At 65.7% G+C, this 26,052-nt stretch carries 24 protein-coding genes; 4 read left to right on the top strand and 20 right to left on the bottom strand.

Annotated elements, in window-relative coordinates:
* Positions 1 to 220 precede the first annotated feature (220 nt).
* The 10 genes from AIIKEEIJ_RS24215 to AIIKEEIJ_RS24170 form a co-directional block, all read right to left on the bottom strand.
* Positions 221 to 1,411, bottom strand: coding sequence for an aromatic ring-hydroxylating oxygenase subunit alpha (locus AIIKEEIJ_RS24215; RefSeq protein WP_029541646.1), 1,191 nt, complete (start codon positions 1,409 to 1,411; stop codon positions 221 to 223).
* Positions 1,412 to 1,458: 47 nt separating this feature from the next.
* Positions 1,459 to 2,874, bottom strand: a complete 1,416-nt coding sequence (locus AIIKEEIJ_RS24210) for an aldehyde dehydrogenase family protein (RefSeq protein WP_161996747.1) — start codon at positions 2,872 to 2,874, stop codon at positions 1,459 to 1,461.
* Positions 2,875 to 2,967: 93 nt separating this feature from the next.
* Positions 2,968 to 3,630, bottom strand: a complete 663-nt coding sequence (locus tag AIIKEEIJ_RS24205; protein WP_043799821.1) for a TetR/AcrR family transcriptional regulator — start codon at positions 3,628 to 3,630, stop codon at positions 2,968 to 2,970.
* Complete coding sequence (locus AIIKEEIJ_RS24200; protein WP_161996746.1) at positions 3,630 to 4,166, bottom strand: flavin reductase family protein; 537 nt, start codon at positions 4,164 to 4,166, stop codon at positions 3,630 to 3,632. The genes AIIKEEIJ_RS24205 and AIIKEEIJ_RS24200 overlap by 1 nt, the downstream gene beginning before the upstream one ends.
* Positions 4,167 to 4,236: 70 nt before the next feature.
* Entirely contained in the window at positions 4,237 to 4,731 is a 495-nt protein-coding gene (locus tag AIIKEEIJ_RS24195) for a lipocalin-like domain-containing protein (RefSeq protein WP_161996745.1), read from the bottom strand.
* A gap of 18 nt (positions 4,732 to 4,749) precedes the next feature.
* Positions 4,750 to 5,925 (bottom strand): thiolase C-terminal domain-containing protein, encoded by a 1,176-nt coding sequence (locus AIIKEEIJ_RS24190; RefSeq protein ID WP_029541635.1) that lies wholly within the window; start codon positions 5,923 to 5,925, stop codon positions 4,750 to 4,752.
* Positions 5,922 to 6,404, bottom strand: a complete 483-nt coding sequence (locus AIIKEEIJ_RS24185; RefSeq protein WP_161996744.1) for an OB-fold domain-containing protein — start codon at positions 6,402 to 6,404, stop codon at positions 5,922 to 5,924. Before AIIKEEIJ_RS24185 ends, AIIKEEIJ_RS24190 begins: the two co-directional genes overlap by 4 nt.
* Positions 6,405 to 6,479: 75 nt before the next feature.
* Positions 6,480 to 7,292, bottom strand: coding sequence for a mycofactocin-coupled SDR family oxidoreductase (locus AIIKEEIJ_RS24180; RefSeq protein ID WP_006936302.1), 813 nt, complete (start codon positions 7,290 to 7,292; stop codon positions 6,480 to 6,482).
* A gap of 51 nt (positions 7,293 to 7,343) precedes the next feature.
* Entirely contained in the window at positions 7,344 to 8,567 is a 1,224-nt protein-coding gene (locus AIIKEEIJ_RS24175) for an LLM class flavin-dependent oxidoreductase (RefSeq protein ID WP_006936303.1), read from the bottom strand.
* Position 8,568: 1 nt separating this feature from the next.
* On the bottom strand, positions 8,569 to 9,045 hold the full coding sequence (locus tag AIIKEEIJ_RS24170; protein WP_006936304.1) for a cupin domain-containing protein: 477 nt from the start codon (positions 9,043 to 9,045) through the stop codon (positions 8,569 to 8,571).
* A 418-nt stretch (positions 9,046 to 9,463) separates the two neighbouring features.
* Here AIIKEEIJ_RS24170 and AIIKEEIJ_RS24165 point away from each other — a divergent pair, with 418 nt between their 5' ends.
* A complete protein-coding gene (locus AIIKEEIJ_RS24165; protein ID WP_050034668.1) occupies positions 9,464 to 10,702 on the top strand; it encodes a cytochrome P450 in 1,239 nt (412 codons plus the stop codon).
* A gap of 81 nt (positions 10,703 to 10,783) precedes the next feature.
* On the opposite strand, the gene AIIKEEIJ_RS24160 is transcribed toward AIIKEEIJ_RS24165, so the two are convergent.
* The 8 genes from AIIKEEIJ_RS24160 to AIIKEEIJ_RS24125 all read right to left on the bottom strand — a co-directional run bounded on the left by AIIKEEIJ_RS24160 (position 10,784) and on the right by AIIKEEIJ_RS24125 (position 20,161).
* Entirely contained in the window at positions 10,784 to 13,210 is a 2,427-nt protein-coding gene (locus AIIKEEIJ_RS24160; RefSeq protein ID WP_161996743.1) for a CoA transferase, read from the bottom strand.
* A gap of 44 nt (positions 13,211 to 13,254) precedes the next feature.
* Complete coding sequence (locus AIIKEEIJ_RS24155; protein WP_065922960.1) at positions 13,255 to 14,715, bottom strand: aldehyde dehydrogenase; 1,461 nt, start codon at positions 14,713 to 14,715, stop codon at positions 13,255 to 13,257.
* A 23-nt stretch (positions 14,716 to 14,738) separates the two neighbouring features.
* A complete protein-coding gene (locus tag AIIKEEIJ_RS24150) occupies positions 14,739 to 15,932 on the bottom strand; it encodes a thiolase C-terminal domain-containing protein (RefSeq protein WP_006936315.1) in 1,194 nt (397 codons plus the stop codon).
* Positions 15,929 to 16,384 (bottom strand): Zn-ribbon domain-containing OB-fold protein, encoded by a 456-nt coding sequence (locus AIIKEEIJ_RS24145; RefSeq protein WP_006936317.1) that lies wholly within the window; start codon positions 16,382 to 16,384, stop codon positions 15,929 to 15,931. The genes AIIKEEIJ_RS24150 and AIIKEEIJ_RS24145 overlap by 4 nt, the downstream gene beginning before the upstream one ends.
* Complete coding sequence (locus AIIKEEIJ_RS24140; protein ID WP_029541620.1) at positions 16,381 to 16,698, bottom strand: hypothetical protein; 318 nt, start codon at positions 16,696 to 16,698, stop codon at positions 16,381 to 16,383. Before AIIKEEIJ_RS24140 ends, AIIKEEIJ_RS24145 begins: the two co-directional genes overlap by 4 nt.
* 77 nt (positions 16,699 to 16,775) lie before the next feature.
* Positions 16,776 to 18,263 (bottom strand): acetyl-CoA acetyltransferase, encoded by a 1,488-nt coding sequence (locus AIIKEEIJ_RS24135; protein ID WP_161996742.1) that lies wholly within the window; start codon positions 18,261 to 18,263, stop codon positions 16,776 to 16,778.
* A complete protein-coding gene (locus AIIKEEIJ_RS24130; RefSeq protein WP_050034664.1) occupies positions 18,260 to 19,297 on the bottom strand; it encodes an LLM class F420-dependent oxidoreductase in 1,038 nt (345 codons plus the stop codon). Before AIIKEEIJ_RS24130 ends, AIIKEEIJ_RS24135 begins: the two co-directional genes overlap by 4 nt.
* A gap of 48 nt (positions 19,298 to 19,345) precedes the next feature.
* Positions 19,346 to 20,161 (bottom strand): enoyl-CoA hydratase/isomerase family protein, encoded by an 816-nt coding sequence (locus tag AIIKEEIJ_RS24125; protein WP_006936325.1) that lies wholly within the window; start codon positions 20,159 to 20,161, stop codon positions 19,346 to 19,348.
* 96 nt (positions 20,162 to 20,257) lie between these two features.
* On the opposite strand from AIIKEEIJ_RS24125, the gene AIIKEEIJ_RS24120 reads away from it, so the two are divergent.
* The 3 genes from AIIKEEIJ_RS24120 to AIIKEEIJ_RS24110 all read left to right on the top strand — a co-directional run bounded on the left by AIIKEEIJ_RS24120 (position 20,258) and on the right by AIIKEEIJ_RS24110 (position 24,722).
* The gene (locus tag AIIKEEIJ_RS24120; RefSeq protein WP_029541613.1) at positions 20,258 to 21,136 is read left to right on the top strand and encodes a glucose 1-dehydrogenase; all 879 of its coding nucleotides are present in this window, start codon (positions 20,258 to 20,260) and stop codon (positions 21,134 to 21,136) included.
* Positions 21,133 to 23,274 (top strand): molybdopterin-dependent oxidoreductase, encoded by a 2,142-nt coding sequence (locus AIIKEEIJ_RS24115; protein ID WP_161996741.1) that lies wholly within the window; start codon positions 21,133 to 21,135, stop codon positions 23,272 to 23,274. Before AIIKEEIJ_RS24120 ends, AIIKEEIJ_RS24115 begins: the two co-directional genes overlap by 4 nt.
* Before the next feature lie 86 nt (positions 23,275 to 23,360).
* The gene (locus AIIKEEIJ_RS24110; protein ID WP_161996740.1) at positions 23,361 to 24,722 is read left to right on the top strand and encodes an MFS transporter; all 1,362 of its coding nucleotides are present in this window, start codon (positions 23,361 to 23,363) and stop codon (positions 24,720 to 24,722) included.
* 127 nt (positions 24,723 to 24,849) lie between these two features.
* On the opposite strand, the gene AIIKEEIJ_RS24105 is transcribed toward AIIKEEIJ_RS24110, so the two are convergent.
* Together AIIKEEIJ_RS24105 and AIIKEEIJ_RS24100 are read right to left on the bottom strand one after the other, a co-directional pair.
* Complete coding sequence (locus AIIKEEIJ_RS24105; RefSeq protein ID WP_161996739.1) at positions 24,850 to 25,590, bottom strand: SDR family NAD(P)-dependent oxidoreductase; 741 nt, start codon at positions 25,588 to 25,590, stop codon at positions 24,850 to 24,852.
* Between the two features lie 7 nt (positions 25,591 to 25,597).
* Positions 25,598 to 26,052: AMP-binding enzyme (locus AIIKEEIJ_RS24100; RefSeq protein ID WP_161996738.1), on the bottom strand; the 455-nt coding region annotated here is incomplete at its 5' end.

Genomic DNA, 26,052 nt, shown 5'->3' with positions numbered 1-26,052 from the left:
TATCTGGGTTCGATGCCGACGAACGCGCGAGTGGCGGTTGTCGACGTGTGTCGACAACGGGGCAGAATCGTTCGATTGCAAGCCCATCGCGACCGTCGAGGCGCGGGGCTGCGGGGCTGCGGGAGACGCTCTTTACCACCGCGGTATGCCCTGCATCACACGGGCAATAATCTAATGTCTATCGGTACTGGCGACAAGCCCGGAATGAGCACTTCGGAGCTCAGCCCCACTTCCTCGAATCCTCGAACGCACGCGCCATCCACTGATGAAAATGCTGATTGGCAATCTCGTTTCGCCCGAAGTAGATCGGTCCGATGTCCGTGTTCGTAACGGCCTTCTGCAGACCCTCGTTGACGACGAGGTCCTCCTCTCGAAGTACCGCCATCAGAATGTTCCAGTTCTTGTCCCACCGCGCCTTCTGCTCGTCCGTCACGGCAGGTTCCCGAGTGAGAAGACGCATCTGCATCCGAGTCCCGACGGGCGTGCCCGGAGCAGGGACGAAGTTGAGCACCTCCAGATGATCCGGTTGACGCAGCACCGACATATTGGGCATCAGAAAGTGCGCAACGGTGATGTGCCGGTCGATCGGGGCGTCCGCGGGCGCGACACCTCGCACCGTGTCGATGCTCTTGCGTGCCGTGACCATTCGTCCGTGCCTGCCCATGGGTTCCCAGGATTGCGCGTTGTTGTAGAAGTACGGCGCAACAGTTCCGGCGTGGGTCGAGGTGATGTGGTAGCCGTCGAGGAAGGCATCCATCAAGACCTTCCAGTTGATGTCCACATCGAAGTTCTGGGCGATATGGCAGTGGTACTTGTCCATCTCCATGGCGGCGAGGGACTCGTCGAACTCCCGGCCGAGCCACTCCGCGATGTCGATCGTTCGATCACCCGCGGCGGAGTCGACGACCCAGACGAAACCATGTCGCTCCTCGACCGGAACCTCCAGCAGGCTCATGCAGCGACGATCGACCCTCCCGAACGTCGGCTCGTCCGCGATCGACCGCAGACTGCCATCGCTCCCATACGCCCACCCGTGGTAGCGGCACGAAAAGATGCGCTTCGAACCCCTCTCCTCGGGAACGAGCCGGGCGCCTCGATGCCGGCAGGTGTTCACGAACCCACGAACCCCACCGTCCGCCTGCCGAACGAGAACAATCTCGTTGTTCGGCAACTGGACCGTCGCAAAGTCGTGGTTGCCGGGCAATTCGGTGCTGTGCGCCGCGATGATCGGCACATATCCGAACAGCTCTCTGCGCTCGCGGGCCGCCAGTTCCGGATCCGTGTAGACGCGCGGATCGACCTCGAGGATCTCCGGCGCCATATCGGTGGTGTCGTGGTCGAGGTGATCGAACAACGCCCGGGCAAAACCCGCTTTCGTCGCCTCGTCGTACGGAAGATCGGTGTAGACCATCGTGCTCACTCCTTCGCGGGACCGCGGCGGTCCCCGCAAGAACGTCGCTAGAGCTGCAGACTCTTGATTTCGACAAACTCCTCGAGGCCGAATGCCCCGCCCTCGCGCCCATGGCCGGATTGCTTGAATCCGCCGAAAGGCGCAGCGCCGTTGAACTTTCCACCGTTGACCTCGATCTGCGTCGCACGCATCCTGCGCGCAACCGACTTCGCGCGCTCGGGGTCGCCGGACCACACAGCGCCGGCGATACCGAAGATCGTGCCGTTCGCGATCTCGATCGCTTGCTCGGTTGTGTCGTACGCGATGATCGACAGCACCGGACCGAAGATCTCCTCCTGAGCGATCGTGCTGTCCGGGTCCACCTCCGAGAACACGGTCGGTTCGACGAAGAATCCGGTACGGGCCGGTGCGTCGACCGACCCGGCGACGAGCTTTGCGCCCTCCTTGACGCCGGCACGGATGTAGTCGAGGACCCGCTCACGCTGAGATGCGGTAACCATGGGTCCGAGCTTCGTGTCGCCGTCGGCGGGATCGCCGGGCGCATATGCCGCGGCCGCCTTCGCGGCGAGCTTCTCCGCCTCGGCCAGGCGGGAGCGCGGTACGACCAAACGAGTCTGCGCATTGCAGGACTGTCCGCCGTTCATGTAGCAGGCACGCACGGTGTGCGGCACGGCCTTACCGAACTCCTCGTCGCTGAGGTCGTCGAGCAGCACAGCGGCGCTCTTTCCACCCAGTTCGACCGACACCCGCTTCACTGTCCCGGCGGCCAGTTCGAGGACTCGCTTGCCGACCGAGTTCGATCCCGTGAAGCTGACCATATCGATGTCCGGATGAATGGCGATGGCCTCGCCGACGATCGGACCGTACCCGTGAACCAGATTGAATACGCCGGCCGGAACTCCGGCAGCGTCGACCGCTTCCGCCAGGGCGTGGGCGGTGAACGGGGCAACCTCGCTGGCCTTGACGACCACCGTGCACCCGGTCACGAGCGCAGCCCCGATTTTGGCGGTGATCTGGTGCAACGGGTAGTTCCAGGGCGTGATACACCCGATCACCCCGACAGGCTCACGCACGATCAGGGAGTTGCGGAGCTGTTCTTCCCACGGGAAGTCCCTCGCCGCGGTCACGGCCTCACGCAGGTCGACGATACCCAGTCCGACCTGGGCCCAACGCGCCACCCTGCGTGGGGTGCCGACCTCGGCGACGACGATATCGGTGATCTCCTCCTGTCGCCGCTCCAGTTCGTCGGCCAGACGCGAGACGAACTCCGCCCGCGTGTGCGGCGCGGTCTGTGACCACTGCTCCAAGGCCCGCCGCGCGGCAGCCACCGCCACATCGACATCTGCGGCAGCCCCGGCGGGGACATCCCCTATGCGTTCCTCGGTGGTCGGGTTGACGACGTCGATACGCTCCGCGCTCGTGGAGGCACTCCACGTGCCGTCCACGTACAGATCAAGGGTCACGATGGCTTACTCCGTATCATCGAGTTGACAGAATTCACCGGTACACCGAGCTGCTCGATCACCGAGAAGGCATAAGAAGCAACGGCTTACCGCTTACGATCCGACGAGGTCCCGCAGACCTTCGTCGCTCACCGGTGCGGTGGCCACACCCATCACACCGGCGAGGAATCCTCGGATCGCTACCACGAAGAGCTCGCGCGACGACCATCGGTTGGCTGCCAGCGCGCGGGTGAGCGTCGGGTGTCTCCGCTCGTCGACATTCGGGAAGACCTCCGTGCTGCCGACCGGGTCGCGCATGAGATCGCTCAGAGTGGTGGCGAGTGCCAGTTTCTCCAGTCCGTCCAGGATCACCACGTGCAGGCGCGCCGGTACGCCCCCGTCCTCGAGGATTCGGGCACACATTTCGTACGTTCTCGTGAGGACGTCGCGCGGAAGAAACTGCACCAGCACGAGAGCGGCATTGGGATGGCGGAGAATCGCGTCGCGGTAGTTGAGGCTGAGTTCGACGAACCATTCCACCCAGTCGGTATCCGACGAATACTCGGGCACCGTGGCCCCGGTCATGAGCTCCTTCGCCACCTCTGTCATGAGCTCACGGCGATCGGCGAAGTGGTGATACAGCGAGGAGGTTTTCACGTTCAGGTGTTTGGCCACGCGCGGCAGGCTGAACGCAGCCATACCTTCGGTGTCGATGATCTCGATGCTTGCCGCGATCGTCGAACTCCGGCTGATCAGAGGCTTTGCCGGTCGTCCCATCACGTCCCCCTTTCGATCGACCCGAGACTCAGTTCCACAACCCCGCCGTATCGACTCCGATGGAAAACCAGTGGCTGCGTGGTCGGATCGGACCCGAAGCCGAGGAGGTCGGCAACCGCGATGAGGTGATCGCCACCGTCGTGCTCCGCAGCCAGCGCCACCTCGAACCACGCTGCCACCCCGCCGATGATCGGCGCGCCGCCCTCGGCCGGGCGCCACCGCACTCCGTCGAATTTCCGGCCCCCCGATTTCGCAAAGCGGTCACTGAGAGCGTGTTGGCCCGAGGAAAGTACGTTGACACAGAACGTCTCGACGGTACGAATCGCCGGCCAGCTCGTCGAACGCCGGCTCGGGCACAGCAGGACCTGGGGCGGATCCAGCGACAGCGCCGAGAACGACTGACAGGTGAATCCGGCCGGTTCGTCGCCCACCATCGCCGTCACCACCGTCACACCGGAGCAGAAATGTCCCAAGACGTCGCGGAGCGCCCGAGTGTCCGTTGCCGGGCCGGTGCTGCTGTCCACTCGCGTCGACACGTGTCGTCCTCTCATCTGGCCGGTGCGATGTGCACCCGGATCTCGCCTGCAGGAACGAGCTGCATCGGGCTCATGGCGCCGTCCGTACCGCGCGGGGAATGATCCGTCGCCAGACCAGTGCCGGAGACAGCGTGGTGGTGCGGAACACGAGCGGATCCGACGACAGGGTCATCACGTCACCCTCGAAGCGCACGTACCGCTTCTGGTCGTCGCCGATCCAGTTCGGATACAGCGATACCGCCATCTCGTGCCAGACAGCGGAGTTGTCCTCGTCGACACGGTAGGGACCCGAATAGGCGAGGTACCCCCCGGCGGCCTCGCTTCGTTCGCCCATCTCGCCGCTGTGCACGTTGCGGGTCCGGTAGAGGGTTCGGCCGGAACGCATGATCTGTGCCGACATGTACCCGTCCGCCGAGTAGATGATCAGTCCGCGAGCCTCGGGACCCAGCGGGTAGTCGACCTTTCCCGTATCGGAGGTTGTCGAGTACTCGACGAGTTCCCAGGCCCCGACGATCCGCTGGGCGATCGAGACGCCATCGATGTCGGTGTCGGTGTCGGTGCTCATGTCCTGCTTCCTTTCAGCTCACAACACGTCGCGCGTGCAGAGAAGGACCGAACTCGAGAGTGCGGCCATGGGCCCGCCGATGAACAGGGACACCTTCGCCCCGGGCACCTGGTTTGCCGAGCTTCCGCGCACCTGGCGCACGGCCTCGACTGCCAGCCCCATCCCGTTGACGAACGAATCTGCGAGATTGCCCCCGCTGGTGTTCACCGGGAGCAGTCCGTGCGGAGCCGTCAGATTCTCGAGGGTCATGACCTTGCCGGCTTCGGCGCCGGGTGGGCACAGCCCGTGATCGATCAGCGCGGCCACCCCGGAACCACTGAAGTTCTCGTAGACCTGGACGACATCGACCTGGTCGGGACCGAGGTCGGCATCTGCCCACAGACTCTCCGCGACCCCCGCCGCCCCGGAGAATCCCGCCGAGGTGTAGTCGAGATCGTTCTCCGTGTCGACGGCGTAGCCCCCTACCGCGCCCTGACTGCCGGCCAGCACGTAGGCCGGATTCGGATGGAGCTTCTCGGCGCGCTCGGCAGCGACGAGGATCAGAGCAACGGCTCCGTCGTTCTCACGAGAACAATCGTAGAGCCGGTACGGCTCGACTATCATCCGCGAGGCTTCGTAGGTCGACTCGTCGAGAGGACGCCCGAACGCCGCGGCACCCGGATTCTGCTGCGCATGTACGTAGTCGGCCAGAACCAGGGACCTCATCGCGGATTCCGGGACCCCGTCGTGCTCGAGCATCCGCTGGGTGCGCAGTGCGCAGGCCTGGGCGGGGGATCCGACTCCGTGCGGGAGCATGTGACCGTCGAAATGGTGCTTGGCATATCCGAGGCGGCCGGAATCCCGCTGTGCCATGGCGCGGTACACGACCACGCACTGTGCTTGGCCCGCTGCGATAGCGACCGCCGCGTTGGTGATCGCCGCGGCGGCACCACCACCGCCACCACCCCAGATCATGGTGGACCAGCGGATCCGGTGCGACATCAGTGACGCACCCACGACGGTCCCGTCGTTGTCACCGCCGCCGTACGAGACGAAGCCGTCGATCTCGCGGGGCGACACCCCGGCCTCGGCAGCAGCCTCGACGATGGCGCGCAACGTCATCCGAAGTTCGCTGTCGGGCGATTCGCCTCGTTTGTAGTGGAATTCGCTGACGCCCACGACGGCTGCGGCACCGCGGAGAAATGAGCCGGTCATCGCTCGTCTCCCCGTTCGGTCCCGTTCGCAGTGCTCGCGAGGCGCCAGCGGAGCACCGGCCAGGGCGAGTCGGCAGGTTGCTGGATGATTCCCGCAGCCGAGTCACCGATGGCGATGTCCGCATCGTCGTTCTCCGCCAGCAGACCGAGCACTCGTCGCCCCCCGGCGTGCGGGAGCTCGACGAGAACCGTGACGTACGGCAGTTCGCCGGCCAGCTCCGGGATGAAGGGGTGCCAGGTCCGCGACCACGAGAAGACCCGTCCGACCGGTTCCACGGCGACCCATGCCGGGTCGAACGCCCGGCACTGTCCGCACATCCAGCGTGGTCCCCAGATCCACAGTCCACACCGGCCGCATCTCTGCAGCCGCAGCTCACCCGCCCGCAGACCTTCCCAATACGGCAGGTCCAGGTCGTCCGCGTACGGACCGGCCAGGACGGTGGCCGGGAACTCGCGGGCCACCCCGGGACCCGGTGTCATCGGATCGCACCGCTTTCGTGAATCGGCATATCGCTCCTTCGCCCTACGGGCGGGTGTCGCAGAAAGTCCGGTCGGTCAGTGCTTGGTCAGGTAGCCCGCGTCGATCGGCAGGTCGATCCCGGTCACGTACTTCGCGCCGTCGGACACGAGCCACAGCACGGCGTCGGAGATATCCTGTGGTTCGAGCATCATCACGTCGAGCAGATTCGTGCGGTCGTTGTGCTTCCACTTCCGCACCACGTGTGGCAACACCTTCGACAGTCCCTCCGCCATGGGCGAATTGACCCCTGTGGGGTTGACCGTGTTGACGCGGATGTTGTGATCGGCGAGCTCGAACGCGAGTGTGTCCTTCAAGCCTTGGAGTCCGTGCTTCGCGGCGCCGTAGTGCCCCCACGAGGGAGAAGCGCCGAGTCCGTCGACCGACGAGGTGATCACGATCGATCCGCCTCGACCACCCTCGATCATCACCGGTACGACAGCCTTGCACGCCTTCCACGCTCCGGTGAGGTTGACGTCGAGCATCGTCTGCCACGCGTCGTCTTCGATCTCGATCGTCGACTCGCAGTGATCGTGGATTCCGGCGTTCGCCAGCAGGATGTCGATCCTTCCGAATTGCGATACCGCAAGATCTGCGACAGCCTTCATGTCCGCACTGCTTCGCACATCCGCCTGCATGCCGGCAATCTCACCCCCGGCTTCCTTGACCAGCTGGATCGTCTCCTCGAGGTCCCCCGGTGTCGCGAGTGCATACTGCACATTCTTGATCGGTGCGGCGACGTCACACACCACGATCCTGGCGCCGGCAGCGGCAAGCGTGAGCGCGTGGGCGCGACCCTGGCCGCGAGCTCCGCCGGTGATGATTGCTACTTTTCCGTCGAGTGAGGTCATCGATTCTCCTGCTGTCGGATAACGGTGTTGAGCGGGGTCTTGCCGGATCGACTACCGCGCGCTCTTCACACGCTCGTAGTCCTGCGTCGCTTGGCTGATGCCGGTCGCGAATCGCTCACTGAAGCCGTCCTTGCGCGCTTGGGTCCAGTGATAGGAGTTCAGCAGCGGTTCGCAGGCGCCCGTGAAGCGCGGCATGACGTCGCGCATGAGGATGCGGTACATGCGTGAGGTGGCCTCGGTGTCGGCCCAGTCGTGTGCTGTCGCGAGGAAGGTGCCGAAGCCGCCGGTGCGGTCGATGATCTTCTGGATGTAGTCGATGGCGTCGTTCGCATCGCCGATGCAGCCGTATCCGGACTCGTTGACGCGCCGAACCAGTTCCTCGTGCGCGACTTCTTCGCCGGGTTCGATCATTTTCATCGGGGTGACGACGTGGCGGTAATCCATGAAGTCGCGCAGCCCGTACCGGGTGTCCTCGACGGCCTGCTCGAAGGTGTCGGCGATGTGGATGTTGCCGACGATCGCCCAGTCACCGCGGTCGACCGTCCGACCGTGCTCGTTCGCCTCGTGGGTCGTGATACCCCACGTCTGCTCGAGCAATTCGAACGACTTGTCACTGGTGCCACCGATGGACAGCAGACCGAGTCCGTACTTGCCGGCCAGCTTGGGTCCGGACGGGGACATCGCCGCCGCGACGGTGATCGGCACGCCGGGGTACGAATAGGGGCCCAGCTGCACTCGGGCATCCTCGAGGGAGAACCATTCGGTCTTCCGGTCGACCGGCCCCGGTGTCTCGAGCAGTTCCAGGATGGCGTCGAGGGATTCCTCCATCCGCGGCCGCAGAAGGTTGTAGTCCATGCCCATCATCTGCGAGTCGGCCACGAGCGCGCCCGGCCCGACACCGATCCTGATGCGTCCTCTAGTCATGTGATCCAAGAACGTGATTCGGTCGGCCACCATCAACGGATGGTGGTACGGGAGAGAGATGACACCGCTGCACAGCTCGATGCGCTCGGTGCGCTGTGCAGCTGCCGCGATCATCAGTTCCGGTGACGGACCGACCTCGTATCCACCGCTGTGATGCTCGCCGAACCACACCTGGTGGAAACCGAGCCGATCGAGATCCTCGACATGGCGGAGATCCTGTTCGATCGCCATCGTGGGGTTACGGCGGGGATTGTGGTACGGCGGAAGGAACACTCCGCACCGGAGCGGAGCCTTCCTCGCAGCCGGCGCATAGTTCACGTTCGACCCGGTGTTCTCGGTTGCCGATTCCATTTCAGTTCTCCTGTCGGTCATTGCGTGACGCGCCGCAGATGGTGACGATGGCCCGAGCGGTCCGTTCTCCTCGGTTGTGCCATCGGTGCCTGTTCCCGTTGATCACCACCGTGTCGCCGGGATTCAGTTCGATCTCCACACCGTCGTCGAGTTCGAGCACGAGCGAACCCTCGAGAAGGACGTGCACGTCCACGGAATCCGTCCGATGAAACCCCGGATCCTCGTCGTCCATGACGACGATTCCGTTGTCGCTGTCGCCGATGCGACCAGGCTCGAGCACCCAGCCGATCACCCACACTCCGCCCGGATCCGGAAATCCGACGGCGTCCGGTACTTCACCGGAATTGGGGACCTCGGGATCGGAGTCGGTTCGCCAGATGGGGTCGATTCCGGCGGCGTCCAGCCTCTCGATCTGCTCGTCGGCGACGAGCACAGCCGCGCCCTTGCGTTCGACTGCGATTACGCGACGAAAGCCCATGTTTGCCCCTCCGGGAGACAATTCTGTGACGACGAACGGCGCCGGGATGGCAGACAGTACGTTCTGTCCCACAACAGATTTCAGTTCACGGACACGAACAGGGAAGCACCGCGTGCTACGTGTGATACGCGCCCCACCCGCAGCACGCGAGTGCTGCGCATCACACCGATCAATCTAAATGCTATCGGTTAATCGGTCAAGCGGGCACCGACTGCGCGACAGCAATTCCCCTGCGAAACGCAGACATGAGCACATACGCTGTTGACCGGTCGGAAACGACTGATCTACCGTCGTCCCAAGGCAATCGCCCCTCCCCACGTCAGCCCGCGCTCGTCACAGCGCCACATCACCTGACTCCCCGGAGGACCCCTCCCCGCCGAGGCGCTCTCCGGATCACTCCCCTCGCGAAGGATCGCCGATGATCACGACACAGATCGAAATTCCCGCACATCTGATCACCGACTTCGATGTGTACGACCCGTCCCTGGCCGTGCCGGCCGATGTGTTCCAGGAGCGTGTCGCTGCGTTACGCAAGCAAGGGCCGGTCCTCTACTCCCCACATCACGGCGGACACTGGGTCGTCACCCGATACAGCGAGGCACTCCAGGTGCTCCAGGATCCGGAGACGTTCTCGAGCTTCCCGAACAACCTGCTCAATGCCGCGCAGGGCAAATTCCTTCCACTCGAACTCGACCCGCCCGAACACAGCTACTATCGGCAGGCACTTCAGCCGCTGTTCAGTCCCAAGCAAATGAAGGCGCTCGAGCCCGAGATCCGGGGCATCATCACCGCGCTGATCGACGACTTCGCAGAAAAGGGCGAGTGCGAGTTCATCTCCGAGTTCGCACACGAACTGCCGACGCGGATCTTCCTTGCGCTCATGGGGTGGCCACTGAGTGACGCACCGCAATTCACGGAGTGGACCGACATCACGCTCCAGGGCATCCCCGGCGCGAGCGAGGAGGAATCGGCCGAGGCCCGCGCGAAGGCCGCCGGCGAGATCTACGAGTACTTCGGGCAGGTGGTCGCCCGGGTCCGCTCCGGCGACGACAACTCCGGGAGCCTCACGGCGCAGATCATCAACACCCCACTCGACGTCGAAGGAACACCCAGGCAGCTCACCGACGAGGAACTGTGCCGGATGTTCTTCCTGCTTCTCGTCGCGGGACTCCACACCGTCCAAGGCGCTCTCGCCTGGGGACTCATCCACCTGTCTCGTAATCTCGAGCAGCGCGAGGCGATCCTTGACGACCCGACGCTGATTCCGTCGGCGGTGGAAGAGATCCTGCGGATCGAGACTGCCACGAGCGGCGGCCGGCGTGCGACCCGAGACACCGAGATCGGTGGTGTCTCGATCAAGGCCGGCGACCAACTCTTGGTGTTGATGACCTCCGCCAACCGGGACGACGACGAGTTCGACAACCCTGACGAGCTACAGATCGAACGGCACCCCAACCGCCACATCGGGTTCGGCGCCGGCCCGCATCGCTGCCTCGGCTCCCATCTCGCGCGGCTCGAGCTGAGGCTCGCCATGGAGGAGATTCACAAGCGGATTCCCGACTACGCGCTCGTTCCGGACAATCCCGCGGTCTTCCATTCGTCCCAGGTCCGTGGATGCGAGAAGCTGCCGATCACGTTCACGCCGTCGACGCGCTGATCCCGCTCGACCCGGTCGCAGGAAGTCGGCCCGAACAGGAGAAGGTCCCCGGAGGAAGCTCCGGGGACCTTCTCGGCTGTGTCACACAGTGGAGGGAACCGGCGACAGCGCCGGATCGTCGGCGGGCGGTTGCAGCACGCCGTCGCGCACGAGCGAATCGATCTCGACTGTGCTCAGCCCGAGCACTCTCTCGCAGATTTCACGTGTCTGCTGACCGGCCAGGGGCGCCTGCCGCAGCGGCCAGTCCGGCAACGTCGCGAAGTGCGCCACCTGCTTCGCGGTCGGGAGCGGCGCCGGAAGCAGCTCGTGTTCGAGCTCGGTGTACGCACCGCGCGCGATCAGCTGAGGGTTGGTGAGCAGCTCCGGCAACCGGATCATGGCCCCGGCCGGTATTCCAGCCGCCTGCAGAGTCACCATCGCCTCGGTCGGCGTGTGCCGCAGCAGCCACTCCGTCAGCACCTCGTCGGCCTCGGCGCGGTGGTCGATCCTGAGCTCGGCGGTGGCGAAACGAGGGTCGTCGGCGAGGTCGGGCCGGCCGACTACACCGCACAGCCTCGCCCAGTCCGTGTCGTCGCGGACGGTGACGACACACCACTCGTCGTCACCTCCACACGGGTACACCCCGGAGGGCGCCGAGTACGGATCGGAATTTCCCGGTGCGCCGATCGACCCAGGCTCGAGATGTTCCGCGACGAGCTGGCTACCCAGTTGCACGATCGCGGTGTCGGCCTGAGCGACCTCGATCGCGGCGCCACGCCCGGTCCGCAGCCGGTGGATCAGCGTGGCGAGAATCGTGGTTGCGGTGACCTGTCCGGCGATGTGATCGGGGTAGACAGTCGAGCCGTCGCACAGTGCATCAGTGGTGTCCGAGTACCGCCAGAGCGCCGAGACACCACAGGCTGCCCGTACCAGCGGTCCGTAGCCGAGCCGCTTGTTCCACGGGCCGACACTGCCGAAGGCGCTGCTCTCGGACACGATGATGCGCGGATTGATCGCGGCGAGCTCGTCGTACGAGAGCCCCATCGAGGCGAGAGTGCCGGGCTTGAAGTTGGCGAGCACGATGTCCGCTTCGGCGGCCAGCCGCTTGAAGATGCGGATGCCTTCGGGACTGCGCAGGTTCAGTCCGAGGCTGCGGCGGTTACGGTGGCCCCACGCCACGGACGCGGCGAGGGCCGCACCCCGCTTCGACTGGCGCAATCCGTCCGGGAAGTTCGAGTTCTCGATCTTGATGACGTCGGCGCCGTTGTCCGCGAACTGGCGCCCGAGTTCAGCACCGAACACCACGACACCCATATCGAGGACCCGAAGACCCTCGAACGGCCGCCCACCCGGTTCGCGCTGCAGTGCGGGAATCGGATCGTGAGCCCCGTCGATGTCGGACCCGAACACCGTGTCGTTGTGCTCACCGAGTTCTGGCGCACGCATGCGCACTCCGGCTCGCTGCCCGTCGACCTTCGCGTACCCGGACGGGACTCGCGCGGTGACGCCGGGTGAGATCTCGGTATCGACGAACGTACCGGCCGCATCGAAATGCTCGGTCGTCAAGACCTCCGACACGGTGTTGAGACCACCGATCGGGATGCCCCGGGCCGCACCTTCGACGACGAGTTCGTCGCGGGTATAGGTGCTGAACAACTGTTCGATGAGCGGATTGAGGCGAGCGGACGCAGCGAATCGCGCGGGAATGGTGTCGTATGTCGGATCCGCGAATTCCTCCGGCTCACCGAGCCATTCGAACATCGCCCGCCACTGCCGCTTCGCGAGCAGGCAGATGCGCACCTGCCCGTCGCCGCAGCGATAGACCGGGTAGAAGTTGGCGGCGTCCGGCCGGCCCCGCGGGAAGTCCTCGGAACGGCCGGCGGCAGCGGAGCCCTGCACACCGAATCCGGGATCGAAGCCGTGCACGATGACCTCGAACGCCGAGATGTCGACGCTCTGGCCACGTCCGGTGTGCAACCGGTCGAAGTAGGCGAGTAGCGCCGACCACGCCGTGTGCACGCCTACCGACTCGTCGATCAGCCCGTGGGGCGGCAGCAGCGGCTGCTCCCCCGGTTCGCCGGAGCGCGACAATACACCGCTGAGTGCATACAGGACCGGCTCTGTCGCCGCCCAGTCGCGATACGGACCGTCCTGACCGAAACCGGTGATCGACACGGCCACGAGCGCGGGATTGGCCCGGCACAGGTCCGCAGTACCCACGCCGCGCGCAGCGAGGAAGCCCGGCGGGAACGACTCCAGCAGAATGTCCGAGCGCCGCGCGAGGGCGCGCAACCGGTCCCGGCCTTCGTCCTCCTCGAGATCGAGCGTGACGCCGAGCTTGTTCGCGTTGCGCAGCGCGAACGGAACGCTCACACCGTTCCGGACCGGGTGCGCCGAGCGCGAAGGCGAGCCTCCGGGCAGTTCGACTCGGACGACCTCGGCCCCGAGGTCGGCGAGGAACCGGCCCGCGGTGTCGCCGAATCCGTCCGTCAGTTCCAGTACCCGGACACCATGCAGAGGTAGTGCCATCTTGTGCTCCAATAGTGTGTGCTCGCCGCGAGACCTGGCTCTGGTCAGCGAGTTCCGAAGTACACCGACTTCGCGGTGAAGTACGGTGCCAGTCCCTCCGGGCCGAGCTCGCGGCCCAGCCCCGACGACTTGACGCCGCCGAACGGCGCGTCCAGATCGAGGGCGTAGTAGTTCACTCCGACTGTGCCGCTGTGAATCCGCGCCGCGAGGTCGAGGCCGTGCTGTTCGTCTGTGGTCCAGACAGTACCGCCGAGTCCGTACTCCGAGTCGTTGGCGATGGCAACTGCCTCGTTCTCACCGTCGTACGCGGTGATGGTCAGCACCGGACCGAAGATCTCCTCCTGCGCGATGCGCGCGGAGTTGTCGACGTCGGCGAACACGGTCGGCTCGACGAACCACCCCAGCGGCTGGTCGGCAGGGACGCCGCCGCCGGTGGTGATGCGGTAGCCGTCGGCGCGGCCCGAAGCGATGTAGCCGAGGACGCGGTCGCGCTGCGCGGCCGAGACCAGCGGACCCACGTTGGTGGCCTTGTCGAGCGGATCACCGACGGTCAGTGCCCGCACGGTCTCGGTGACCGCGTCCACGACCTCGTCGTACCGCGAGCGCGGGGCGAGGATCCGGGTGCTCGCGTGGCAGGTCTGGCCGTTGTTGACCAGCGACACCTCGAGCAGGTTCTTCGCGAAGACGTCGAGATCGGCGTGCTCGGTGACGATCGCCGCGGACTTGCCGCCGAGCTCGAGCGTGACCGGCCGCAGCAGCCGACCGCAGACCGCCCCGATCGCGCGACCTGCCGCGGTGGACCCGGTGAACGCCACCTTGTCGACGCCCGGGTGCGAAACCAGGTAGGCACCGGCGTCGCGGTCGGCGGGGACGACGTTGACCACACCGTCGGGCAGACCCGCCTCGAGCGCGGCGTCGGCGAAGGCGAACGCATCGAGTGCGGTCTCGGGGGCGGGCTTGAGCACCACCGTGCATCCCGCCGCGAGCGCGGGAGCGAGCTTCATCGCAGCGAGCGGCTGCGGGTAGTTCCACGGCGTGATTGCCGCGACCACGCCCACGGGCTCGCGGCGCACGACGGTGCGACCGCCGAATGCACTCGGCCGCACGTCCTCGTTGGACGCTTCGCGGATCAGACCTGCGTAGTACGAGAGCATCGCCGCGGGGCCGAAACCGTTCACACCGCCCGACAGCGCGATCGGCATGCCGTTCTCGCGGCTCACCAGCCGGGACGTGTCGCGACCACGTGACTTGAGGGCGGCCGCGAACGTGTCGAGCAGGTCGGCCCGTTCGACGTTGGTCAGCCTGCTCCACGGACCCGTCAGGGCGGTACGCGCGGCCGCGACGGCCGCATCGATGTCGGCGTCGGACGCGAGAGCGGAGGTACCCAGCACCTTCTCGGTGGCCGCCTCGATGACGTCCACGCCGCCACCGGACTTCGGCGCTACCCACCGTCCGCCGATGAACAGCTCGCTCCGGTCCAGACTATTGGTGTCACGGTCGTTCATGTCGTGCCTTTCGGACGTGGCGGTCAGAGGGTGTCTTCGTGGCCGAACAGCACCGAGCTCACCAACGGCGCCATCGGGCCGCCGATGAACAGGGAGGTCTTCGCGCCCTCCACCGGGTTGGTCGAGGTGCCGCGGATCTGCCGGACCGCTTCGACCGCGAGGTTCAGACCGTTGATGAACGAATCGGCGAGGTTGCCGCCGCTGGTGTTGATGGGCAGTTTGCCGTTCGGCGCGGTGAGGTTCTCGACGGTCATGAAGGTGCCGGCAGCTTCCCCCGGCGGACAGAGGCCGTGATCGATCAGTGCCGCGACAGCAGGACCACTGAAGTTCTCGTAGACCTGGACCACGTCGACATCATCCGGTCCGAGACCGGCTGCAGACCAAAGCCTTTCGGCGACACCGGGTTTTCCGTTGTTGGCCGGGCCGAATCCGGCGGTCATGTACTGCTCGCCGAGATCGTTGTCGATCAGTTCCGAGTATCCGCCCGGTGCACCTTGCGCGCCTGCCAGTAGATACGCCGGGTCGGGACGCAAGGTCTTCGCCCGCTCGGCCGAGACGAGCACCAGCGCGACCGCACCGTCGCTTTCACGGGAGCAGTCGAACAGGTGGAACGGCTCTGCGATCAACCGCGAATCCTCGTAGGTCTCCTCGTCGAGTGGGCGTCCGTAACCCTGCGCCGTCGGGTTGCTCTGCGCGTGCTGGTACGACGCGAGGACCAGGGATCGCATGGCCGACCGCGGCACCCCGCCGTGCTCGAGCATCCGCTGGGTGCGCATCGCGCAGATCTGCGCGGGCGAGCCGATGCCGTGCGCGAGGAAGTGACTGCCGTAGTGGTACTTCGCGTATCCGAGCCGACCCGTATCCGCCTGCGTCATCGCGCGATAGACCACAACACACTCGGCTTGACCGGTGGCGATCGCAGTGGCTGCATTCGTGATGGCCGCTGCGACGCTGCCGCCGCCCCCACCCCACATCATGTTCGACCAACGCAGTTCGTCGATCAGCAGTGCGCCGCCGATGATGGCGCCGTCGTTGGCGCCGCCCGCGTAGGAGACGAAGCCGTCGATCTCGCGGGGGTTGATACCCGCGTCGGCACACGCCCGGAGGATGACCTCGAGAGTCATGCGCTTCTCGCTGTGCGGGGCTTCGCCGCGCTTGTAATGCTGTTCGGCGACGCCGACGACGGCCGTCGCGCCGCGCATGATGTTGGCGCTCATCGCATTTCTCCCTCTACGATCGAATCGGCCCGGCGCCAACGCAGCAACGGCCAGGCGGCGCCCTCGGTCCGCTCGAAGACTCCGACGACCCGGTCGCCGATCTCGGGGTTCGCGTCGATGTCGTCTGCGAGAATGCCCAGCACCCGTCGGCCACCGGCGTGCGGCAGTTCGACGAGCACCGTCACGTACGGCAACCGCTCGGCATATTCGTCCATGTACGGGTACCAGCTGCGATTCCAGCTGTAGACGGTGCCGGCCGGCTCGACGGTTTCCCATCCGAGGTCGAAGCTGTGGCAGTGACCGCAAATGGCCTGCGGCCCCCAGATCCACGTGCGGCAATCGCTGCAGCGCTGAAGGCGCAGCTCACCGGCAAGGAGACCGTCCCAGTACGGCTGATCGAGTCCGTCCGGCGCGGGTCCCCAGGGTTCGGTCGCGAGTTCTGTTGCGGTCATGCGTTCGCCTCCGTTCCGGCGGGGAAGTTCTCGAGCTTCGCCGCGAGCCAGCGTCCGTCGTGGAGCTCCCAGATGGAGCGCAGCCCGATCGAACGGTCGCCCATGTCGTAGACGGTCTCGCCCACCATCCGGTCGCCCTCGGCGCGCACGTCCTTGATCTCGAAGCCTTTCGTGGCCTCGCGGGGGGTGTCGATTCCGTCGAAGACCTGCGGAATGTTCTCTCGCACCATGTCGGCGAGAGCGGCCTTCATGTTTCCGGCGACAACGTAGCCGACATGCTGTTCGTACAGTGCACGAAAGTCTTCGACAGACATCTGTGAACTCCTCGATTCGTGACACGAGCCGGTCGTGTCCGTCAGTGCAATAACCTTATGTCGTTAGATAAACGCCGTCAACGTCGCGCGAAGTGGAACTGCCCGTTCTCCGCGATCGAGACGTGCTGACCTGCAACATCGACCTCCGTGAGGCGCGCGAGGTCCTCGGCATCCGTGGTCGCCGCGAGGGTCCGCTCCCCTGCCGCCGTGCGTGCCGCGAGGAAACCGCGCTCCGGTGAACCGTCGCGGCCGTACACCACGGTCCACGACTCCACCGACGCGGTGCCCGCGTAGGACACGAGCGCGGCGGTCGTGGGCTGCCCCACCACCTCGGCCTGCACGTCCAGCCGCCGGAACCCTCCGGCAGGAGGTTCCGTCCGGTACACGCCCACGGCGTGCTTGGTGAGATAACCGCTGTTGGCGGTCACCAGACCGTACGAACCTGGGGACTCCCGCACCCGTCGCGCCATGGTCGCGATCGAATGGCTCACGTAGTTGTTCCACGGGCCACCCCCGAAGGTCAGACCACCGGTCACGGTGAGAGGCCGACCCGGATCGTCGAGCGCAAGTCCCAGCTCGTTCGCCGCAACCTGTACCGCCGACGGAAAACACGAGTAGATGTCGACGTGGGCGACGTCGTCCAGCCCGATACCTGCGAGCTCGAGAGCCCGCGCGCCCGCGATGCGAATCGCCGGCGACCCGTCGAGGGCACCTCGCTCGGCGATCGCGTACGTATCGTGCGATTCGGTACCGGACTGCGGAAAGACCCAGTTCTCCCGCGCAATACCGAGTCGAGTCGCGGTCTCGACCGAGCACATCAGCAGCACCGCACCCTGATCGACCATATTGTTCGAGTTCAGCAGCTTGGTGTAGGGCGTGGAGATCATCCGATTCTCGGTCGACGGTGTCGCGATCTCCGCCGCGGTGTACTCCCGCTGCACCCACGCGTTCGGGTTCGTCGCCGCGATCTTGCTGAACCGCGACCACAGGCTTCCGATGAACTCGCGGTGCTCTTCGGGGGAGCGTCCTGCCGAGATCCGCAGCGCCTGCTCGAACAGCGGATAGACGTACGAGGGCCGGTCCAGACCGATCCGGCGTTCCCTCTCGTCCGCCATCGGCACATCGGTGACCATGATCTCGGCGGCGGGCACCGACTCGTCCTGCACGCTCCACTCGGGTCGCTGCTTCTGCGCCCGCAGCTTCATGCGGGTCCGCCAGGATTCGGCGCCACCGATGAGCACGACGTCGGCGCGGCCAGCGGCGATGTCCTCGGCGGCACCGTTGACCAGCACCTGCGGCGTGCTCCCACCGCTTCCGGAGTAACCGGTGTGCCGTACGGTCGCGCCGATGCGCTCGCCGACGAGTGCGCCCGGGTCGCGGTAACGCCAGGACAGGAGCCCGACCACGCGGACGGAGTCGACCAGTTCGAGCAGGCGCGCGGACCCGGCATCGGCAGCGGCCTCGCGCGCCGCGCGGGCCATGAGATCGACGGGCTCCACGCCGCCGCCGCGTTCGTCGACCTGGCCGGTGCCGACCAGGATCGGGGTTCTCGGATCGAGGGTCACGACTGCACTGCCTCCAGAATGCGCTCGCGGTTCTCCGGCTTCGGCCACCCACCGAGGATGAGGGTGGTCAGGCACGTGGACTTCCACTTGGTTTCGATCTCTTCGATGATCTTGTCCGCGGGACCGACCAGGGCGACGTCCTCGACCATCTCGGTGGGCACGGCCTGTGCGGCGAGCTCGGGCCGCCCGCTCAGGTACAGCTCCTGGATCTCGGCGCACACCTCGCCCCACCCCATGCGGGCGAACACGTCGTTGTGGAAGTTGGCACCCTTGGCCCCCATACCGCCGGCGTAGAGCGCGACCGTCGGCTTGAGCCGGGCGGCGGCCTTCTCCACGTCGTCGTTCTCGAGGAGCCAGCACACGTTCGCAACCTCGAAGTCATCGGCGGTGCGGCGCGCTCCCTCACGCGAAAAGCCTTCGGCGAGTGCCGTGCGGTAGAACTCGTCGCTCTTGGGCGAGAACCACAGCGGCGTCCAGCCGTCGGCGATCTCGGCGGCGAGCGCCACGTTCTTCGGGCCCTCGGCGCCCATGTAGACGGGGACGTCGTCACGCAGGGGGTGGACGATCGACTTGAGCGGCTTCCCCAGTCCGGAGCCGCCCTGGAGCGGCAGCTGGTAGTGCCGTCCCGAGTAGGTCACCGGCTCCTCACGCGCCCACACCTGCCGCATGATCTCGATGTACTCGCGGGTGCGTTCGAGAGGTCGCGGGTAGGGCTGCCCGTACCAGCCCTCGACGACCTGCGGCCCGGACGCGCCGATGCCGATGATCACGCGACCACCGCTGAGGTGATCGAGGGTCTGCGCGGCCATCGCCAGCGCCGTCGGTGTGCGCGCCGACATCTGGCACACCGACGTCCCCAGCTTGATCCTCGACGTCTGCGCACCCCACCACGCGAGAGGTGTCAGCGCGTCGGACCCGTAGGTCTCGGCGGTCCAGAAGCTGTCGACCCCGAGCGCTTCGGCCTCGGCGAGCATCCGTTCGACATTGCGCGGCGGGCCCGAACCCCAATACCCTGCGGCGATTCCAACTCTCATGCTGCTTTCACTGCCTCTTCGGTGTGTCGTCGAATCAATCGGTGCCGGTCAGTGATTCTGGAACGCCGGCGGCCGCTTCTCGAGGAACGAGACGACGGCTTCCTTGTGATCGCGCGTCAACGAGCTGAGGATCTGCGTACGGTTCTCGAGGTCGATTGCAGCGCGCATGCTGGGCGCCTCCAGGTTCGACCACATCACTTCCTTGGTCATCCAGACGCCGAACGGGCTGTTCTGCGCGATGGCCCCGGCGGTGTCCAGCGCGACGTCGAGCAGCTTGTCGGCGGGTTCGACGGACGAGACGAGCCCGATCCGTTCGGCTTCGGCGGCGTCGATGGACCTGCCGGTGAGCATGATCTGCGCAGCCCGGGAGAAGCCGATCATGCGGGGCAGGAGCCAGCTCATTCCGATGTCGCAGTTGGACAGGCCGCGGCGAATGAACGCGGCATGGAACACCGCGGATTCGGACACGATGCGTATGTCGGACATGAGGGCGAGCGACATTCCGCCGCCCGCCGCGGCCCCGTTGACGGCCGCGATGATCGGTGGCCGCGCACCGCGGAATGCATCGACGAGACCCGCGATGTGCTTCTGCACCCGCAGTCCGAGTTGCGCGCGACCCTCCCCCTCGGTCGCACCCTGCGGGATTCCGTATCCGCGCAGATCCAGACCTGCGCAGAAGGCACGTCCTTCACCGGTGAGCACAATCGCGCGGGTGGTCGAATCGTCCCGCACCTCGGCCAGCACCTCGTGCAGCGCGTCGATGAGGTCGACGTTCATGGCATTGAGCTCGTCCGGGCGATTGAGGCGAATCAGGAGAATGCCCGGCCGCGGCCGCTCGGTCAGGATCGGTGTCGCATCGGACATATGGCTCTCCCCAGGGACGAAGGATTCGACAGAAGAAGACTAATGGCTTTAGATTAAAGCTCGAGGAACCGGCGAGCACAACCGAAGGAGTCCACCATGACGAACCTCGACGGCAAGGTTGCCGTGGTGACGGGAGCCGCGAGCGGAATCGGCGCAGCCACTGCTCACGTGTTCGTCGAGCGCGGGGCGCGTGTGATCGTCGCGGATATCGACGACGCTCGCGGGGAGACCGTTGCTGCCGCCCTCGGTCCCCGCGGTGCCTACCTGCACACCGATGTACGCACCGAATCCGAGGTCGAGGCCGCCGTCGCGCTGGCGGTCGACCGGTTCGGACGGCTCGACTGCATGGTCAACAACGCGGGCCGCGTCGGTGCCTGGACATTCCTCGAGGACACCTCCCTCGAGGAATGGGAAGACGGGTTCGCCGTGCTCGCACGCAGCGTGTTCCTCGGAACCAAGCATGCCGCGCGCGTGATGCGCGACCAGGGCTCCGGCAGCATCGTCAACGTCTCGAGCGTCGCGGGCGTGCGCACCGGATTCGGACCGCATCCCTACAGCGCCGCGAAGGCCGCCGTGCTCCAACTGACCCGGACCGCGGCCGTGGAGCTGGCCGAATTCCGGATCCGCGTCAATGCACTGGTCCCCGGAGGAGTCGCCACCCGCATCGTAGGCCACGGTGCGGGACTCGAGGACGAAGCACTCGACCGCAGCGTCGACGCCGTACGGGGCAGCCTGACGACGTTCCAGCCCATCCCGCGAGCCGGCGAACCCGAGGACCTTGCGCACGCCGCGGCGTTCCTCGCCTCGGACGACTCCGAGTTCGTCACGGGCCAGGCCCTCGGAGTCGACGGGGGACTGACCCTGGGCAAGAAGTGGCCGTCCAACTATCGGGACGAGGCGCAGGCGGCATCGACTCGCGCAGCCGCCGTGGGCGGCATCGACTTGCGCAGCCGCCGTGGGCGGTTGACCAGGTGACGACGCGCCGGGTCCACACGTTCTGCCGCATCTGCGAACCGGGGTGCGGTCTCGTCGCAGACGTCCGGGACGACCAGGTAATCTCACTGCAGCCGGACAAGGATCACCCGATCCACCAGGGATTCGCCTGCCACAAGGGTGTGCACTTCCTCCAGGTCCACGACGATCCGAACCGCCTCGACCGCCCGCTCAAGCGCACGAATCCTCGCCACGAGGAGGTCGGCGACTTCGTACCGATCGACTGGGACGATGCGGTACGCGAGATCGCCGACAAGCTCGGGGACATCCGCCGGCGGTACGGGCGCAACGCGCTCGCCGTCTACCAAGGCAACCCGTCGGCGTTCAACGGCACCTACTACGCCAACGCGGCGGCACTCGCGCGTGGTTTCGACACCAGGATGCGTTTCAGCGCCGGCACCCAGGATACCTCTGCAAAATACGCTGCAAGCGAGGCGATCTACGGGGCGTCGATGGCGCATCCGATCCCGGATCTGCTGCACACCGACTATTTCCTGTGTCTCGGCAGCAACCCCCTCGTCTCGCACATGACCCTCATGCACATCTCGAACCCGATGGCCAAGATCAAGGCGGTCAAGCAGCGCGGAGGGACCGTCCTGTTCGTCAACCCGCGGCGGATCGAGTCGTCGGGACCGGACACCGGTGACGTGCTGCTGATCAAACCCGATTCCGACTTCTACTTCCTCGCGGCGATCCTGCACGAGATCGTGTTCCGGATCGGGTACGACCGCACCGCGGTGGAGAAGCATGCACGCAACATCGACGGGCTGCTCGATTTCCTCCGGGCGTATCCCGTCGAGCGAGTAACGGCGGCGACCGGCATCGAGGCCGACGTCATCAGGAAGGTCGCCGAGGACTTCTGCACCGCCCCCACCGCCAGCATCTACATGGCGACCGGGGTGAACCAGGGACGCCAGGGCACGCTGGCGTACTGGATGCTCAACATGATCAGTCTCTTCACCGGCAACCTCGGCCGCCGAGGCGGCAACATCTACTCCCGCGGCATGACCGACGTCGTGCAGAATTCGAAGCGCAAGCGCGAGAATCCGTTCTTCCACAACAGCGTGGGCGAGGTCCGCACTGTCAGTGGGGATCTGCCCGCAGCAATGCTGTCGGAGTACATCGAGACTCGGGATGATCCGATCAGAGCGTTGATCGTCATCTCCGGTAACCCGCTGTTGTCGGTAGGCGGAGAAGAGCGCCTGCGCCGCGCCCTGAAAGACCTGGAACTGATCGTGACGATCGACCTGTACCGCACGGTCACCGGCGAGATGGCGGATTACGTTCTCCCCGCCACGGATTGGCTCGAACACGAGGACCTCAACTTCCTGAACACGATGGGCGTCGCGATGGAGCCCTACGTGCAGTACACCCCCGCGGTGGTACCGCCGAGGGGCGACCGGCGCGACGACTGGTGGATCCTGTCACGAATCCAGCAGGAGATGGGCGTGGAGACGCTGCTCGACAGTCCCGATCCCGACCCCCTCGCCAACGCGGATGCCGCCATGCGCGACTCGGGCCTGAGTATCGAGCGGCTGAAGGAAATGCCTTGCCAGACCGCGGTGTTGCCCGAGGCGGACCCGTCGCACGTGTTCACCATCGCGGTGCAGCACGACGACGGCCTGATCGACTGCTGTCCGGCAGTTTTCCGGCGCGCATACCGCACCGTCGAGGACATTCTGGAGGAGTTGTCCAACGAGAGCCCGGAACAGCTCAAACTCATCACCCGTCGCACCCTGTACATGGTGAACAGTTGGCTACACAACCTACCGATACTGAAACAAGGCGATCACCAGGACAATCCACTGTGGATGAACCCTGACGACGCGGATCGGCGCGGACTGGTCGCCGGTGACCTTGTCATCGTCCACAACCGGCACGGATCGATCGACGCGATATTGGCATACGACGCAACCCTCAGGCCGGGGGTGGTCGCGATGACACACGGATGGGGCCAGCGCTCGGCTCGCGGCCTCGACGTGGCGCGTCGCCACCCCGGCGTAAACGTGAACAGTCTGTCCCCCAACGGGAAAGAGGGATACGACATCCTCAGCAATCAGTCGCACCTCACCGGCATCAATGTCGAGATCACACGACGTGAGCCAGGGAGTTCGCGATAGACCAATCTAATGCCTATAGGCTACTGTGTCTCCCGTCACTACACCATTCGGGCCGATCGCCCACCCCTCACAACGCGAGGTTTCGCATGACCGAACGTACAACCGCCGTTGCAGGCTCTCCTCCAGATGCGAACTCCGGGCGCTCTCGCGCGGACTCACGACGCGCAAGCCGCGCCGCTTTTGTCGGAACCCTTCTCGAGTACTACGACTTCAGCCTCTACGCCTCGGCGGCGTCAGTGGTATTCGCGAGCGTGTTCTTCTCCGGCTCGAGCCCACTTCTGGGAACGCTACAGGCCGTCGGCACGTTCGCAGTCGGCTTCCTGATCCGTCCGGTGGGCGGGGTGATCCTGGGCAGCCTCGGCGACCGCATCGGCCGAAAGCGCATCCTCGTCTTCACCCTCGTCCTGATGGGTATCGCCACCCTGCTCGTCGGCTTGCTGCCGGGGTACGACCAGATCGGCTGGGTCGCACCGGCTCTTCTGGTCTTCCTCCGAATCCTGCAGGGCATCGGCGCCAGCGGTGAGTACGGAGGCGCGGCTCTGGTAGCGGTCGAATTCTCACCCGCGAAGAAGAAGGGCTTGATGGGATCGCTGCCCGGTATGGGCGCGGCACTCGGCGGCGTGCTCGGAACGCTGTCCCTGCTGACGGTGTCATCCCTGATGTCCCAGGACAGCTTCCTCGCGTGGGGCTGGCGCATCCCGTTCCTGTGCAGCGTGGTAATCCTCGCCTACGGCCTGTGGCTACGCCGCAGCCTGCCCGAAACACCTGCATTCCGTGAGATCGAGGAGAACAATGCCGTCTCGAAGCGTCCGCTCTTCGACGTGATCCGCCAGCAACCGCGCGCCCTGCTGACCGTCCTTGTAATGACCATCGGCCAGACCGGTATCGGTTACTTCTACATCGTGTTCATGGGCACCTTCGGCACCAACCAGCTCGGCTTCGGCGGAACGGAAGTGCTCGTCGGTCTGATCGCCGCACAGCTCACGAATGCCCTTCTGATTCCGATGTTCGGGTCCCTGTCGGACCGGGTCGGACGCGCACCTGTGATCATGTTCGGCTTCCTCTACAGCGCCGTATTCGCATGGGTCGGCATCTCGCTCCTGTCCGGCGTCGGAACACCCCCCTTGCTGTACTGGGTGGTCATGGCGGCCGGAAACGGTATCGGCGTCGCGGCCATCTTCGGTCCGATGGGCGCATACGTCATCGAGCTGTTCCATACGCAGCACGCCTACAGTGGCCTCGGCCTCGGTCGTGAGGCCGGCAACGCGCTCGGCGCGGCAATCGTCCCGGTCATCGCAGTCGCCTTGGCGTTCGACGACACGACGGTGTGGCTCAGCCTCCTGGTCTGCGTCGTCTCGCTGCTCGGTTTCGCAGCAACCGTCCTGTCCCGTACCCGGTCGTCGTCCGTCCTGAAGCAGGACGACGACCGAGCCCCGGTGTCGGTGTAACACCTACCAACACCGTGCGCGTTTCTGGTAGCGAGAGCTACCAGAAACGCGCACGGGTGCAGGGGGCACGCAACAACGATGCGACCCGTGCCGATCGAATCGGCACGGGTCGCATCGTAGTCGGATCTCAGACGCCGACCGGACCACCCCGCCACACACCGATCTCCTCACCGGAGACGTCGGCGGCGTTGTCGCTCACCAGGAACGACACCGTCGAGGCGATCGACTCGGGCGGAATCGACGGCCAGTGCCTGGTCAGGGCCTCCACGCCGGCTTCGCCTCCCGACGACACGATGTCCGTGGCGACGAACCCAGGCATCACCGAGTTGACCGTGATGCCGCGACGGGCGACTTCCACGGCCATCGTCTTGGTCATCGCAACCAGGCCGGCCTTCGCTGCGGAATAGGCGCTCATGCCGGGCGACGGGCGGCGCCCCCCCGACGGGCTGTTGACGAACACCACACGGCCCCAACCTTCCTCGTACATGGCAGGCAAGGCAAAGTGCGTGCAGTAGAACGCCCCGTTGAGATTGACCGCGATGACTTCGTCGAACTCTTCGGGGTCCTGCTTACGGGCCGCACCGGCCTTGTTCATGCCCGCATTGTTGACGAGCACGGTGGGAGCACCCAGTCGGGCCGTCGTGTCGGCAATGAGACGCTCCGCGTCGGTAACTTTCGAAACATCGGCCTGAATTGCCACGGCCTGTCCACCGTCCGCGACGATCTTCGCCACGACGTCCTCGGCGTCGCGCGCACTACGGGAATAGTTGACCGCGACGGCGAAGCCGTCGGCGGCGAGCCGCTGGGAGACGGCCGCGCCGATGCCGCGTCCCCCTCCGGTGACGACGGCAACCTTCTGTGAGCTCACCTCTGACTCACCGAACCCTTTCGTAGTTGTCGGGCACATGCGCGAAGGTGTCGCGCAGTTGGCGCTTGGCGATCTTCCCGCTGGGCATTCGGGGAAGCGGTTCGTCCAGGAAGACGACATAGCGCGGTACCTTGTAGTCGGCGAGGCGCTCGTTGCAGAAGCCGACGATCTCGGATTCCTTCATCTCCGTGGTCGTTCTGACCAGCGCTGCCGGGGTCTCCCCGAACTTGGCGTCGGGGACACTGATCACAGCGACCTCTTCGACCTCCGGGATCTGGTTGATGACGGTCTCGATCTCGGCGGGGGAAATGTTCAGACCACCGGAGATGATCATGTCCTTGAGACGGTCGACGTACGTCAGGTAGCCGTTCTCGTCGAGCTTGCCGAGGTCTCCGGTCTGCAACCAGCCGTCGATCAGGGCCGCGCGAGTAGCCTCCTCGTTGCGCCAGTACCCGGGCATCA

Origin of the sequence: Rhodococcus sp. YH1 (assembly GCF_009939605.1) — a bacterium.
GTDB lineage: Bacteria > Actinomycetota > Actinomycetes > Mycobacteriales > Mycobacteriaceae > Rhodococcus > Rhodococcus aetherivorans.
This window is presented reverse-complemented; position numbering and strand designations above follow the sequence as displayed.